The 13,656-nt window shown below is 64.0% G+C and carries 14 protein-coding genes; 9 read left to right on the forward strand and 5 right to left on the reverse strand.

Annotation, left to right across the window (positions count from 1 at the left end):
- Nucleotides 1–81: 81 nt before the first annotated feature.
- Entirely contained in the window at nt 82–1,236 is a 1,155-nt protein-coding gene (locus tag ACIOAU_RS14325) for a cysteine desulfurase family protein (protein ID WP_401182742.1), read from the forward strand.
- A gap of 15 nt (nt 1,237–1,251) precedes the next feature.
- On the opposite strand, the gene ACIOAU_RS14330 is transcribed toward ACIOAU_RS14325, so the two are convergent.
- Nucleotides 1,252–2,451 carry an MFS transporter gene (locus ACIOAU_RS14330; protein WP_101319945.1) on the reverse strand — a complete coding sequence of 400 codons (1,200 nt, stop codon included), beginning with the start codon at nt 2,449–2,451 and terminating at the stop codon, nt 1,252–1,254.
- A gap of 113 nt (nt 2,452–2,564) precedes the next feature.
- Here ACIOAU_RS14330 and ACIOAU_RS14335 point away from each other — a divergent pair, with 113 nt between their 5' ends.
- Entirely contained in the window at nt 2,565–3,500 is a 936-nt protein-coding gene (locus ACIOAU_RS14335) for a LysR family transcriptional regulator (protein WP_401182746.1), read from the forward strand.
- Here ACIOAU_RS14335 and nfsB read toward each other — a convergent pair.
- Complete coding sequence (nfsB, locus tag ACIOAU_RS14340) at nt 3,487–4,137, reverse strand: oxygen-insensitive NAD(P)H nitroreductase (protein ID WP_101319950.1); 651 nt, start codon at nt 4,135–4,137, stop codon at nt 3,487–3,489. The two genes, ACIOAU_RS14335 and nfsB, sit on opposite strands and share 14 nt — an antisense overlap.
- Before the next feature lie 191 nt (nt 4,138–4,328).
- Here nfsB and ACIOAU_RS14345 point away from each other — a divergent pair, with 191 nt between their 5' ends.
- Both ACIOAU_RS14345 and ACIOAU_RS14350 read left to right on the forward strand, forming a co-directional pair.
- Nucleotides 4,329–5,159 carry an AraC family transcriptional regulator gene (locus ACIOAU_RS14345; RefSeq protein ID WP_101319953.1) on the forward strand — a complete coding sequence of 277 codons (831 nt, stop codon included), beginning with the start codon at nt 4,329–4,331 and terminating at the stop codon, nt 5,157–5,159.
- 50 nt (nt 5,160–5,209) lie between these two features.
- Nucleotides 5,210–5,794, forward strand: coding sequence for a LysE family translocator (locus ACIOAU_RS14350; RefSeq protein ID WP_101319955.1), 585 nt, complete (start codon nt 5,210–5,212; stop codon nt 5,792–5,794).
- An 8-nt stretch (nt 5,795–5,802) separates the two neighbouring features.
- On the opposite strand, the gene ACIOAU_RS14355 is transcribed toward ACIOAU_RS14350, so the two are convergent.
- A complete protein-coding gene (locus ACIOAU_RS14355; RefSeq protein ID WP_150572425.1) occupies nt 5,803–7,005 on the reverse strand; it encodes a sugar transporter in 1,203 nt (400 codons plus the stop codon).
- 200 nt (nt 7,006–7,205) lie between these two features.
- On the opposite strand from ACIOAU_RS14355, the gene ACIOAU_RS14360 reads away from it, so the two are divergent.
- Nucleotides 7,206–8,522: a hypothetical protein gene (locus tag ACIOAU_RS14360; RefSeq protein WP_401182751.1), complete on the forward strand. Its 1,317-nt coding sequence runs from the start codon at nt 7,206–7,208 to the stop codon at nt 8,520–8,522.
- Between the two features lie 15 nt (nt 8,523–8,537).
- On the opposite strand, the gene ACIOAU_RS14365 is transcribed toward ACIOAU_RS14360, so the two are convergent.
- Nucleotides 8,538–9,590 (reverse strand): NAD(P)-dependent alcohol dehydrogenase, encoded by a 1,053-nt coding sequence (locus ACIOAU_RS14365; RefSeq protein ID WP_101319963.1) that lies wholly within the window; start codon nt 9,588–9,590, stop codon nt 8,538–8,540.
- Between the two features lie 179 nt (nt 9,591–9,769).
- On the opposite strand from ACIOAU_RS14365, the gene ACIOAU_RS14370 reads away from it, so the two are divergent.
- A complete protein-coding gene (locus tag ACIOAU_RS14370; RefSeq protein WP_101319965.1) occupies nt 9,770–10,705 on the forward strand; it encodes an AraC family transcriptional regulator in 936 nt (311 codons plus the stop codon).
- Between the two features lie 31 nt (nt 10,706–10,736).
- Here ACIOAU_RS14370 and ACIOAU_RS14375 read toward each other — a convergent pair whose 3' ends face one another.
- Nucleotides 10,737–11,333 carry a TetR/AcrR family transcriptional regulator gene (locus ACIOAU_RS14375; protein ID WP_101319968.1) on the reverse strand — a complete coding sequence of 199 codons (597 nt, stop codon included), beginning with the start codon at nt 11,331–11,333 and terminating at the stop codon, nt 10,737–10,739.
- 90 nt (nt 11,334–11,423) lie between these two features.
- Between ACIOAU_RS14375 and ACIOAU_RS14380 the strand changes: the two genes are divergently transcribed.
- The 3 genes from ACIOAU_RS14380 to ACIOAU_RS14390 all read left to right on the forward strand — a co-directional run bounded on the left by ACIOAU_RS14380 (nt 11,424) and on the right by ACIOAU_RS14390 (nt 13,612).
- Nucleotides 11,424–12,023, forward strand: a complete 600-nt coding sequence (locus ACIOAU_RS14380; protein WP_181089231.1) for an NAD(P)H-dependent oxidoreductase — start codon at nt 11,424–11,426, stop codon at nt 12,021–12,023.
- A gap of 111 nt (nt 12,024–12,134) precedes the next feature.
- Nucleotides 12,135–12,641, forward strand: coding sequence for a sigma-70 family RNA polymerase sigma factor (locus tag ACIOAU_RS14385; protein WP_150569071.1), 507 nt, complete (start codon nt 12,135–12,137; stop codon nt 12,639–12,641).
- Nucleotides 12,638–13,612 carry a FecR family protein gene (locus ACIOAU_RS14390; RefSeq protein ID WP_401182757.1) on the forward strand — a complete coding sequence of 325 codons (975 nt, stop codon included), beginning with the start codon at nt 12,638–12,640 and terminating at the stop codon, nt 13,610–13,612. Before ACIOAU_RS14385 ends, ACIOAU_RS14390 begins: the two co-directional genes overlap by 4 nt.
- The last annotated feature ends 44 nt before the right edge of the window (nt 13,613–13,656 follow it).

Consider the following 13,656-nt stretch of genomic DNA (forward strand, 5'->3'; position numbering starts at 1 on the left):
GGGAAAAAGCTTTTGGCTGTAGACCGATAGCATGTCGCAAACGTTCGCCACCATCAGGCGACATGCCCGGATCAGTCCATCATGCCCAGCGCCCCACTGTACTTTGACTACGCCGCCACAACCCCCGTCGATGAGCGGGTTATCGAAACCATGCTCGCCTGCCTCGGCCACCACGCCAACTTCGGCAACCCTGCCTCCAGCGGTCACACCTATGGTCAGGCGGCACGTGCCGTGGTCGAGCAGGCCCGCCGGCAGGTCGCCGAGCGGGTTGGCGCGCAGCCAGAGGAGCTGGTCTGGACCTCAGGCGCCACCGAGTCCAACAACCTCGCCCTGAAAGGCATTGCCGATGGCGCCGACAAGCCTGGGCACCTGCTTACCAGCGCGCTGGAACACAAGGCAGTGCTCGACACGGTGGCCGAGCTTGAGCGTCAAGGCTGGGCAGTGACCCGCCTGATGCCCGATCAGGCCGGGTTGATTCAGCCCGATGCGGTTCGCCAGGCGCTGCACGACGACACGCGGCTGGTGTCGCTGATGGCGGTCAACAACGAACTGGGCACCGTCACCGACTATGCCGCGATTGGCGAGATCGTTCGTGCCCATGGCGCGATACTGCACGTAGACGCTGCCCAGGCAGTCGGCAAGGTCGCGCTCGATCTGCGCGAGCAGGCCGTTGATCTGATGTCCTTCTCAGCGCACAAGGTCTACGGCCCGAAGGGCATCGGTGCACTGTATGTCGGCCCGCGAGCGCGGCCACTGATGCGTGCCCAGATGCATGGTGGCGGCCATGAAGGCGGCCTGCGCTCGGGCACCCTCGCGACCCACCAGATCGCCGGCATGGGCAGCGCCTTCGCCTTGGCAGGCGAACCTGCCGAGGCCGAGCAACAGCGCATCCATCAACTCAGCGAACGCCTGCTCAACGGCCTGCTGGCGCTGCCGGGTGTCGCACTCAATGGCTGCCCGCGGCAACGCATCGCCAACACCCTGAACCTGCGCATCGCCACCCCAGGCTTCAACAGCGCAGCGCTGGCCAGCGAGTTGGCGTTGTCGACGACTTCAGCCTGTAACTCCGCCAGCAATGCTGCGTCACATGTGCTGCTGGCGCTGGGCCTTACCGATCAACAAGCTCGCAGCAGTGTGCGCATCAGCCTAGGCCGTTACACCACAGAGACTGATGTGGATGCTGCAATCAAGGTGTTTACCCGCGTGCTGGCGACCGCTGCGCCGACCTTCTGGTAACCACACGCGACATGTTCAGGCGCGCGGCCTCGCGCCTGCCATCAACAGCAGCGTGGCCAATACGGCCAAGCCAGCCACCGCGCTGGCAACGTAGCCCAGCGCTGCAGTGCCGTACCATTGAATCACCAGCCCGCCCAGCGCAGCGCCGACCGCGATGCCACCGTTTGCAGCAGACACGTTCAATGTGCCGGCCAGGGCCTGAGCCTTGGCGCCGGCTTGCATGACGCGCACCTGACACACCGGGAACAACGCCGTGTAGGCAACGCCCCACAGCGCCAGGGCGATCAGCAGCAGCGCTGGATTGCCGACCACGGGAGCAACCGCGCCCATGCCAGTCGCGAGAATGACAAGCAACAGTACCGTCGCCCCGAGCGGGCTACGGTCAACGATGCGCCCGGCCAGGCTGTTGCCAAGCATGCCGACCACACCAAAGCCCATCAGCCACCAACCGACCTGAGCCGCAGGCACGCCCGCCACCTGTTCGAGGATTTCTGCCAGATAAGTGTAGGCGGTGAACATCGCGGTAAACACCAGCACCGACAACAGCACATGGGCAATAAAGCGCCGGTCACGCAAGATCACTGTCTGCCGTTCGCCTTGCGCCCGCTGCGGCGCGGGCGGCAACTTCGGCAACCAGGCCCACATCAGCAGCGCGACCAGCAGGCACAACCCGGCCAGCAGCCAGAAGCTGCCACGCCAGCCGACCAGCCCGGCGGCGACGGTGCCCAGCGGAATGCCGAAGACAAACGCCGCAGTGATGCCCAGGTAGACCTTGGCCACTGCCCAGCCCTCACGGCCGGGCCCTGCCAACTGCCCTGCACTCTCGCTCGCGGTACCCCAATACACCGGCAACGCCAGTGCGCCGACGACCCGTGCCAGCGCCAGCACCCAGACGTTTGGCGCCACTGCGGCGAGTGCGTTGGAGGCGGCAAACACCAGCACGATGGCAATGAACAGGGTCTTGCGCGGATAGGCTGACAACCAGGCGGTGAGAAACGGCCCGAACAGCATGACAGTCACCGCAAACAGGGTCACCAACTGGCCCGCTGCTGCAATCGACAGGCCCAAGTCGCGGGCCAGCCCCGGCAGCAAACCAAGGATGATGAATTCAGTGGTCAGCAGGGCAAAGCCGCCGACCGCGAACAACAGAATGGACAGCCCGGTGCGCTGCCCGGAGTCGGCGACTGCAGGAGCAGTCAGGGAAGAATTTTGCATCGTCTATCGCTCGGAAACTTTCAGCCGCGAAGCTTAATATGGAATTACACGCCTATTACGGGTAGATTTTCCGTAATTTACTGAACCATTTTCACCAATCAAGGCCCTCCTTCATGCCTGTCGCCGAGCATCTCAAGGACATCGACTTCTTCGTCAATGTCGCCAACGCAGGTAGCTTCATCGCCGCCGCCGAGCGCATGAATCTGACCAGCTCAGCCGTCAGCAAGGGTGTGGCGCGCCTGGAGAAACGCTTGCAGGTCAGGCTGTTCGAGCGCACTACCCGGCGCCTGCTGCTCAGCGACAGCGGCGCTGCATACTTGCGAACCTGCAGCCGAGTGCTGGCCGAGATCGCCGAAGCCGAGATGGCCCTGCATGATGAACTGAACGAGCCATGCGGGCCGCTGCGGGTCGATCTGCCCGCAAGCTTCGGCCGCCTGCATGCGCTGCCCGCCGTGCTCGACTTCGCCCGGCGCCATCCGCGCCTGCAGCCGCACATCACTTTGTCCGATCGCTTTGTCGACATGCTCGAGGACGCCATCGACGTCATCGTTCGCATTGGCGGCCCGCAGGTGTGGCCGGCTGGTGTCGAGCATCGCTATCTGGGCAGCCAGCGCACGGTGTTCTGCGCCGCCCCCAGCTACCTCGCCGAGCACGGCACGCCGCGTGATGAGCGCGACTTGCAGGCACTTGGTTGCGTGCTGTACGCCTGCGCCGATGGCAGCACGCCGCCCTTGCATTTCGCCAGTGGCCGGCAAGGCGCGACGCAACTGAAAAGCATCAGCGGCCGCCTGGCCATCGGTGACGCCGAAGGCCAGGCGCTAGCGATCATGGCCGGCCACGGCATCGCCCAGTTACCGACCTGGCTGGTTCAGCGCCAATTGGATGAGGGCAGCCTGGTCGAAGTGCTGCCAGAGTTCGCCAGCGAGGGCCTGCCGATTCACCTGGCCTGGCGCCGTAATCGGCGCCATTTGCCCAAGGTCAGCGCATTGGTCGAAGCGCTCAGCGCACAGCTGATACCGGTGCTGGACCCGCAGGTCAAAGGAAGGTGAATACACTCGATGCCGGCAAGCGCGACTTGCCCAGCCCAGCGTTGAAGTCGTCGGCACTGCGGTAGCCCAGACTGAGCAGCACCACACTGGTGAAGCCGCGCTCGCGCAGGCCAAGCTCGGCGTCCAATAGTTTGCTGTCGAAACCTTCGATCGGCGTGGCATCCAGCTCCAGCGCGGCAGCGCCCAACAGCGCAGTGCCGAGGGCAAGGTAGGTTTGTTTTTCCATCCAGTGCTGCAGGTCTTTCTGATCGAAGCGGTGCAGGTCGACATAGCTGCGCCGGGTCAGGTCCTGGCCGGCCTTGGCCTGCTCGGTGTGAAAACGGCCGTCACGGGCTTCCTGCTCCAGCAGGGCCTGCAGATGCGCTTCAGGCATTTCGGTGCGCGCGGCAAATACCAGCACATGCGAGGCATCGCGAATCTTTGCGGTGTTGTAGGCAAACGCTTCGGTGCTCTTGGCTATCCGCGCCTTGCCTTCAGCGCTGTCGGCAACGATAAAGTGCCAAGGCTGGGTATTGACCGAAGACGGGCTGTGGCGCAATTGCTCGAGCAAGGTATCGATGGTCGCTTGCGGGATTCTGCGGCTGGCGTCGTAGGCTTTGGTGGTGTAACGGCGCTTGGCCAGGGTAACGGTGTCCATCGAAAAGCTCCTGAGGTGTGCGGATTCGACGCGCATCTTAGCGCTGTTGCAGCCAATAGAAACCGCTGAAAATACAGCAACACTTTCATGCCAATGACGAAAATGCTGCGCAACCTGCTGCACATCCGTTCTAAACCTGACCAGCCCTTGTGGGTTAAGGTAGTGGGCCCACTCACCAGCAGCTGCCGCCCATGACCAACTGGATTGATCTGAGCCAGGACGCCGATACCGGCATCGAGTCGGTGCGCGCGCATTTCACCGGGCACGCCTACGACCCGCACTGGCATGACAGCTACCTGGTCGGCGCCACCGAGCAAGGCGTGCAGCAGTTCAACTGCCGCCGCGCCCGCCATGTGAGTACGCCCGGCCAGGTATTTCTGCTCGAACCTGGCGAGATCCACGATGGCCTGGCGCCGACTGCCGACGGCTTCACCTACTTCACCTTGTACCTGGAGCCAGACTGGCTGCAGGCCGAGCTGCCGAGCTTGTTCGAACAAGCGCCGGCCAATAGCCTGCCCAGTTTTGCCGATACCCAGTGCAACGATGTGCGCTTGAGCGGGGCGATCATGCGCGCCTTCGATGCCGTGCACAGTCAGGACCTGCGCATCGTGCGCCAGACGGCCATGGACGACATGCTCGCCTGCCTGACCCAGCACCTGCACTGGCGCAAGCGGCTCAATCCCGACCCACGCCTGCCGTTGACTGCGCAGCGCGCGCGGGACTACCTGCACGCGCATATCGATCAGGATATCGGCCTGGTCGAGCTGGCCCAGGCCTGCGGGGTCGATCGTTTTCGTCTGAGTCGCGCGTTCAAGGCGGCCTTCGGCCTGGCCCCGCACGCCTACCTGATTCAGCTGCGCCTGGCTCGGGCGCGGCGCCTGCTGGCCTTGGGCGAGAGCCCCGCTGCAGTGGCCACGGCGCTTGGCTTTGCCGACCAAAGCCACCTCGGCCGCTGGTTCCGCCGGGCGTATCGCCTGACCCCAGCAGCCTACCAGCGGCGCTGCTCAAAGCTTCCAGACTGACCCGGCGGCGGCAGCGACCATGGTGCTCCATCCCTCTGGAGTTACCGTTGATGCTGCAGTCCCTGTTGCCCTTTACCTTGTTTGCGCTGGTCACCAGCATCAGCCCCGGGCCGACCAACGTGCTGATCCTCGCCCATAGCGCCCGTGCCGGGCTGCGTGCCAGCGTGGCGCCGATTGTGGCGGCCTCCACGGCTGCGGCGGCGATCGTCTGGGCGGTTGGCCTGGGCCTGGGCGAAGTGCTGCTGCGCTATCCGCTGGCGCAGCAAGTAATGAGCTGGCTCGGCGTGATCTGGCTGACGTGGCTGGGCTGGCAGTTGCTGCGCAGTGCCGGCGAGCCGATCCAGAGTGCCGAACAACAGCCCTTCGGCGCGCTCAGTGCCGCGTCGCTGCAACTGATCAACCCCAAGGTCTGGTTGCTGGCCGTGGCGGTGATCGGCGTGTATACAGCGCCGGGCCAGCCGGTCTGGCAGCTGGCGCTGGTGCTGCTGCTGGTGGCCCTGCCGAGCATGACCAGTTGGGCCCTGCTCGGTGCTGGTAGCGCCCGCTGGTTGCAGTCGCCGCAGCGCCTGCGCCGGTTCAATCAGCTGCTGGCGTGCTTGCTGATTGCCTCGGCCTGGTCGGCGCTGCTGCTGTAGCGGCCGGCTCAGCCGAGCGCAGGCGCCTCGCGCAAGCGCTTGAGGCTGACCAGCGCCAGGATCAGGCCGAGCAAAGCCACCGAACCACCAGCCAGGCCGATGTAAGCCACGCCCAACTGGCCGCTGACGATGCTGCCAAGCAACGCGCCGCCGCCGATCCCGATGTTGTAGATGCCAGAGAACAACGCCATGGCCACATCGGTGGCGTCCGAGGCCAGCTTGAGGGTCTTGGACTGCAACGCCAGACTGAAGCTAAGGATCGCCACCCCCCAGAACATGCTCAATACGGCGAATACAGTGAAGTTGCCCGAGAGTGGCCAGAGCAGCAGCAGGCAAGCGGCCAGGCACCCCATCGAACCGAGCAGGAACAGCTGCGGGAAACGCTCGCTGTAGCGGCTGAACAGCACCGAACCAATCACCCCGGCACCGCCAAACAGCAGCAACAACAAGGTGGTGCGATCGCCGCCGATCTGCGCGACATGCAAGGCAAATGGTTCGATATAGCTGTAGGCGGTGAACTGTGCGGTGATCAGCAAGGTCACCAGCAGGTAGGTAATCACCAAGGCCGGCCGCTTGAACAACACCGGCAAGCTGCGCAGCGAGCCGGAGTTCTGGCTCGGCAGCAACGGCAGCGACTTCATCAGGCAGAGCATGGTCACCAGCGCCACGCCGGCGATGCTCAGGAACGTCACCCGCCAGCCCAGCGCCTCGCCCACCACCCGGCCAAGCGGAATGCCCAGGACCATCGCCAGGGTGGTACCGGTCGCGAGCAGGCCCAATGCCTTGGCCTGCTTGCCCGCTGGCGCCACCCGCACGGCCAGCGAAGCGGTAATTGCCCAGAACACCGCATGCGACAGGGCAATGCCGATACGGCTGAGCACCAGCATGGTGAAACTTTGCGCGAGCCAAGACAGCAAGTGGCTGACGATGAACACCAGAAACACCCACAGCAGCAGGCGGCGCCGCTCGATATTGCGCGTCAGCAACATCATCGGCAGCGACGCCAGCGCGACTATCCAGGCATAGATGGTCAACATCAGGCCGACCTGCGCAGTGCTCATGTCGAAACTGCGGCCGATGTCACTGAGCAGCGCCACCGGTACGAACTCGGTGGTATTGAAGATAAACGCAGCCAGGGCCAACGCAATGACGCTGAGCCAACTGCCGCCGCCCACTGGTGCGGGCATGGATGTAGGGATCGGACCATTCATGGATGGGAATTACAGCTCCTGAAAAAAGACGACAAGCACGCAACCCAGCCCGCTGCGAAAGCATGCGGCAGGTGCGGATAGATATGTATCAAGGATGGCGGCCATGGTACGCGCCAAGCCAGGGCCTCACAACCGCAGTGCAGGCGGAGTAACATGTGCACTCTAGAGACAGACCGCGGAACAAGGAGTCCGATCCGTTCATGGACAAGCAGCACGCCCAGCAACAATGGCAGCAGGCCGTAATCGCCTATGCCAAGGCCATCAACCACTACGTCGCGCAAGGCCGCACGCAGGGCTGGGACAACCTCGAGGAGCCGGTCGCGCCTGCCACCGAGCACCTGCTGCCGGCCTGGCAGGCGGCGCTGCAGGCGATCAATCAGCCCTATGTCGATGAGCAGCAACGCCGCGCATTTCGCAGCGACTGGCCGCCCGCCCACCTGCCGCTGGTACCGCTGCTGGAGCAGCACGGCCAAGGCATCGCCAGCGTGCTCATGCTCGATGACGGCAGCCTGCTGGCACGGATTGGCATGCCTCACGAAAAAGGCCAGGTGGTACGCATCGATGGGCGCACGGTGACCCCGGTGATCGGCGTCGAGCACTTTGGCCGCTGCCCGCAGCGGCGTTATTTCGCCCTGGCCAACGCCGAGGGTATCCGCGTCACTGACGGCTGGGGTGGCCCGCAGGTGGCGCGGATGGCCTGGCCTCATGGCCTTGAAGGTTTGCCCAGAGGCTATCCGTTCGAACCGTTCGATTTGCCGCCCACACCGAGCGCGCTGATCCCCTTCCCGGATGGGCAGCGGGTATTGCTGGTCAGCGGCGAAGGGATATTTGTGCTCACCGGCGAACGGGCGACTCGCCTGTTGCCGCAGCAGCAGACGATTCTCGATGATCTGGCAGAAGGGATCGACCCCGACGATATCGCCCTGGGCCTGTCGATGGAGCATGGCGCAGTCTCGCCCGATGGCCGCCTGCTCGCCATCGGCGAACAAGGCGTGCGCCATCTGGTGCTGGATGATCAACTGCAGGTGGTCGCCGAAGTCGGCCCCGTCGGTGAATACCCACACTTTGCCTTGTTCAATCAGCGCGGCGACCATTTGATCCTGAATGCCTGCCATTTCTACAACGGCAACACCCTGGGTGTGCGCACGGCTGACCTGCCGGGGCTCAATACCGACTACTACAGCGAAGACCCGCGCACGCCGCTGGTCGAGGATGGCGCGCGGATCTACGCTGGCGTAGCCCGCGCCGGTGAGTACATCGTGGGTGATGCGCACGGCTATCTGCGGGCATTTGGCGAAGACGGTCAGGAGCGCTGGCAGCACTACCTGGGCTCGACCTTGTGCGCCATGGACATCAGCGCAGATGGCAAAACCCTGGTCGCCGCCAGCTATGCCGGCATCATCTCGCTGATCGCCCTCGACAGCGGCCGACCTGACTGGCAGATCGGCACTGGCGAGCACGGCGAGCTACGCCGCTGGCTGTTCTGGAAGGGCCTGGACAAGCCACTGGCCTGGTGACCCTTCACCTGCCAGTCAGGCTTTCAGCGTGGCCATGTCGATGACGAAGCGGTATTTCACATCGCCAGCGATCACCCGCTCGAACGCTTCGTTGATGCTGCGGATATCGAGCATCTCGATGTCACAGGTGATGCCATGCTCGGCGCTGAAGTCGAGCATTTCCTGGGTTTCGGCGATGCCACCGATCAACGAACCGGCCAGTACGCGACGCTTCAGCACCAGGTTGGCTGCATGCAGTGGTGGCTCGACCGGCTCGATCAAGCCGACCAGGATGTGCACGCCATCAAAAGTCAGGGTGTCGAGGTAGGGGTTCAGGTCGTGCTGCACTGGGATAGTGTCGAGCAGGAAGTCGAAACGCCCGGCGGCGGCGCGCATCTGCTCGGCATCGCTGGACACGATGACGTGATCGGCGCCCTGGCGGCGAGCTTCTTCAGCCTTGGCTGCGGAGCGGGTGAACAAGGTCACTTCAGCGCCCAGTGCCTTGGCGAACTTGATGCCCATGTGGCCCAGGCCACCCATGCCGAGAATGCCGACCTTGTGGCCAGGGCCGACGCCGTGGTGCTTGAGCGGCGAGTAGGTGGTGATGCCGGCGCACAGCAGCGGCGCGGCGCTGGCCAGGTCCAGCCCTTGCGGCATGCGCAGGACGAAATGCTCGCTGACGACGATGCTGTTGGAGTAGCCGCCCATGGTGTTGCTGCCATCGACCCGGTCCGGGGTCGCGTAGGTCATGGTCGGGCCGGCCAGGCAGTACTGCTCGAGGTCCTTGGCGCAGGCCTGGCACTCGCGGCACGAGTCGACCATGCAGCCAACCCCGACCAGGTCGCCGACTTTGTGCTTGCTGACGTTGGCACCGACCGCCGTCACCCGGCCGACGATTTCGTGGCCCGGCATCAGCGGGTACACAGCGATGCCCCACTCGTTGCGCGCCTGGTGAATGTCGGAGTGGCAGACGCCGCAATAAAGGATCTCGATGGCGACGTCATCGGCACGCGGGCTGCGACGCTCGAAGCTCATCGGCAGCAGCGGGCTGGTCGGGGTTTGGGCGGCATAACCGATTGCGGTATACATGGCGAAGACCTCTCAAGTGAAACGATTCAATGCCAGCCATTCTCCTGCCAGATGGCGAGCGAGACCACCGTGAATTCTCCGGCATGCTTGCCTGATTCTCCGAAACCGCTACATCCGATATGGCGCCAGGCTATCAATCTGCGAGAATGCCAGTGTCTGATTCTCTGCCCAGGCCCTTTATGCAGCTTACCCGCCATGTCGACGCCAACGCCCCGCTCTGCGACCTGATTCGCCGCCTGGCAACGCGCCCGGGGTTTGTCCCCACCCATCTGCCGCAGGTGCAGGTGCTCAGCTGGGATCACTACGTCGCCAGCAGCCCGCAGATCTATGAACCGAGCCTGATGATCCTCGCCCAGGGCAGCAAACTGGCAAGGCTAGGGCCGCGTACCCTGGAGTACGGCGCCGGTCATTACCTGGTGCAGGCGCTGTCGGTACCGTTCATGTGCGAGACCTTCGCGACTGCCGAAGCGCCACTGCTGGGCGTGGCCGTGGACATCGACCGCAGCGTACTCAGCGAACTGGTGCAGAGCATGCAGCTGGCGCCAGATGCCCGTGTGCAGGCGCAAACCCCGCAGTCGATGACCTCGGCGGCACTCGATGCGGCCATGCGCGATAGCGTCGAGCGCCTGCTGCAGTGCCTGCAGGACCCGCTGGATGCCCAGGTGCTGGGCCCGGCGCGGGTGCGCGAAGTGCTCTACACCGCTTTGCGTGGGCCGCAGGCCGGTGTGCTGAGGGCCTTGGTCGAGCAGCAAGGGCACTTTGCCCGAGTAGCTGCCTCGCTTGCTTATCTGCGCGAGCATTACGCCGAGCCACTCAGCGTCGAAGCCTTGGCCAGTTGCGCTAACATGAGCGTGTCGACCTTCCATGAGCACTTCAAGCGCTGCACCGACATGGCGCCAATGCAGTACCTCAAGCGTCTGCGCCTGCTCAAGGCGCAGCAGATGCTGATCGGCGAAGGCCTGGGCGTGGCACAGGCGGCGCACCGGGTCGGTTATCAGAGCACCTCGCAGTTCAGCCGCGAGTACAAGCGCCAGTTCGCCCAGAGCCCGGGAGATGAGCAGCCTTATCAACGCTTTGCTCCGGGCAGCCTGAACGATCTGTCCGCTTCGGTCTGAGCAGCTCAGCCAGGCAGCGCGCTGCAAAGCGTTACTGACGCAGGACCATGTCGACAATCGTCGCCTGCAACTCCTGCCTGGCCTGCTCTGGTTCAAGCGCGCCGGTTGCCGCGGCCTGCGACAAGGCATCCGCCGCTCCCACCAGCACGCGCAACCCTGCCGCAGCAATATCGCCACTCGGCGCGAACGGCGCCAGCGCGAGCCTGCATTTGTCCAGAAACGGCGCTTCGCACTGGTTTTTCAGCGCTTCCATCTCGGGCGAACCGGTCAAGGCTGCACTGACGCCGGGAATCTCCCGCCCCTGGCTGATCACGCAATCGATATACGCCGCGGCAATCACCCGTGCGCGATCCGCCAGCGTCGGTTCACAGCTCGCCAGCAATGCATCCAGCATCGTCGACTGACGCGCGTCGTATTCCTGATAGAGCGCAACCAATAAGCCGTTTCGCGATACGAAATGGTCGTAGACCACTGGCTTGGTCACACCGGACTGCTGTGCCAGCCGGCCGAGGCTGAGCGCATCGGTGCCCTCCAGCCTGACTATTTCCCGAGCCACTTCCAGCAATTGGCTCCGGCGCTGCTCCCGCGACAGGCGCTTGCGCGACTGCGGATTTTGCTCACTTGACATCACAACCTACCAAAAGTAACTTACCTGCGGTAACTTACCGAAAGTATATAGCGACACCTGGCGTCTCGCAGCCCTTTGTGGAGAAACTTCATGCACGCACTGATCGTCATCGGCCACCATGATCCTGAGTCCCTTACCCATGCGCTTGCCGCCCAGATCGCGGAGGGCCTTGCCGACGCAGGCCACAGCAGCAGCCTTGCTGACCTGGCCACTGAGCGATTCGACCCGCGCTTTGGCCTTGCTGACCACGCCGTACATCGGCGCCTGGCGACAGCCCCGGCTGATGTCCTGCGCGAACAGGCGCGGATTGAACGCGCCGATGCTCTGGTGCTGGTCTACCCCGTTTATTGGTGGTCGATGCCAGCTTTGCTCAAGGGCTGGGTCGAGCGGGTATTCAGCAACGGCTGGGCCTTCGATTATTTGCCAGACGGGCGGCTGATCAAAAAGCTCAACGGCCTCCCGGTACAGCTGGTTGGCCTGGCTGGCGCCGACGCGGGCACGTTCGTTCGGCATGGTTACGGCCATGCCATGGCGACTCAGATCGAGCATGGAATCTTTGATTACTGCGGTGCTCGGGTGCTTGGCTCGGCGCTTCTGGATGACAGCGAGAGCGGCCAGAGCCTTGCCCATCTGGCGAGCGCGCGCTCGATCGGGCAGAAGCTGTTCGACAAGGTTGCGATAAGCGCCTGACCTCTCTGCCCCCTGATACGGCAGTGAGACGTCAGCACACTGCCATTGCGGGAGTTCTCCCGATCCAGCTACCATTGAGAACGATTCACACTCACGATCGGATATCAACCGTTGGACAGCACCTCGACCCGCAAGCTGGGCTTCTTTTTCAGCGATCACCATCGCTGGCTGCTCCAACACATCCACAAGCGCCTGCGTAACCGCGCCGATGCTGAAGACACGGCTGCCGAAGCGTTTTGCCAGATGCTCGGTGCGCGGGTTGATCCAGACAGTATCCTGCAGCCGCGGGCCTACCTGTCGACGATTGCCCGTCGACTGATTTTCGATCGTCACCGCCGCCGTCAACTTGAGCAGGCTTACCTGGAACGCCTGAGCCATCTGCCGGAGCAGGTGGCGCCGTCAGTTGAAGAACAACTGCTGCTAATCGAGGCGCTGGTGACTATCGACCAGGCGCTCGATGGCCTCCCCGCGATCGTCAAGAGCACATTCCTTTACAGTCAGCTCGACGGCATGAGCTACGTCGACATCGCGGCCAAATTGCAGCTGTCCGAACGCACTGTCAGCCGCTACATGAAGCAGGCGCTGCGCCAGTGCTACCTGAGCGAGCTGCAGCCATGAGTGCGCGCAGCCTGGACAACGTGACCGAGCAAGCCATCGACTGGATGGTCGAGCTCAATGCCGCTAGCCCGGACCCAGCGCTGCTGCGCCGGGTCGACCAGTGGCTGGCGCAAGACCCGCGCCATCAACACGCCTGGGATCTGTTACAGCAACGCCTGGGTCGGCCGTGCGCAGCGCTGAGAGCACTGGATCAGCGCGTGCCCGGGCAAGCCAGTGAGGCCCGCCAACTGCTGCTGCAACCGACGCGCACACGCCGCGAGGTGCTGCGCAGTCTCGCCGGGCTTGGGTTGCTGGGTGGCGGCCTGTGGGCCGGCTGGCGCAGCGACGCGGCGCAGGACTGGATGGCTGATCTGCACACCGCTAGCGGCCAGCGCCGCACCTTCACCCTCGAAGACGGCAGCCGTCTCAGCATGAACAGCGCCAGCGCGGTTGACCTGCGCTTTGATCGCGAGCAACGGCTGGTGGTGCTGCGTCACGGCGAGCTGTTGATCGACGTTGCCAAAGACCCACTGCGGCCGCTGCGGGTGCGCGCCGCGCAAGGTCAGATCCAGGCCCTGGGCACGCGTTTTCTGGTCGGCCAGGAACCAGCCACAACACGGGTTACCGTGCTGCAGCACAGCGTGCGCGCCAGCCTGCCGAATGGACAGGAGCAAGTCCTGCAGCAAGGTCAGGCCGCGCTGCTTGGCGCTGACGGCATTCAGCTACTCAGTGGTGAGCAGCTGCAGCGCGCCGCCTGGGTCGACGGCAAGCTGGAGGTCCTGGATGAGCCACTGCACGCCGTGGTCGAGGCGCTGCGCCCTTACCAGCGTGGTTACATTCGCCTGGCCCCGGCAGTGCGCGGCCTGCGCGTGCAGGGTGTGTTCCCGCTGGACCAGCCGCAACAGGCCTTGGCCGCCCTCGCCGAAGCTTTGCCTATAAAGGTCGAGTACTACGCACCGTGGCTGACCCTGATCGGCCCAGTGCCGGCTTAGTGAGAATATTTTTAAAAATCATTCGCAGCCGTGTCCGGTTTTCA

This window comes from Pseudomonas sp. NPDC088322, assembly GCF_044740745.1.
GTDB lineage: Bacteria > Pseudomonadota > Gammaproteobacteria > Pseudomonadales > Pseudomonadaceae > Aquipseudomonas > Aquipseudomonas shirazensis.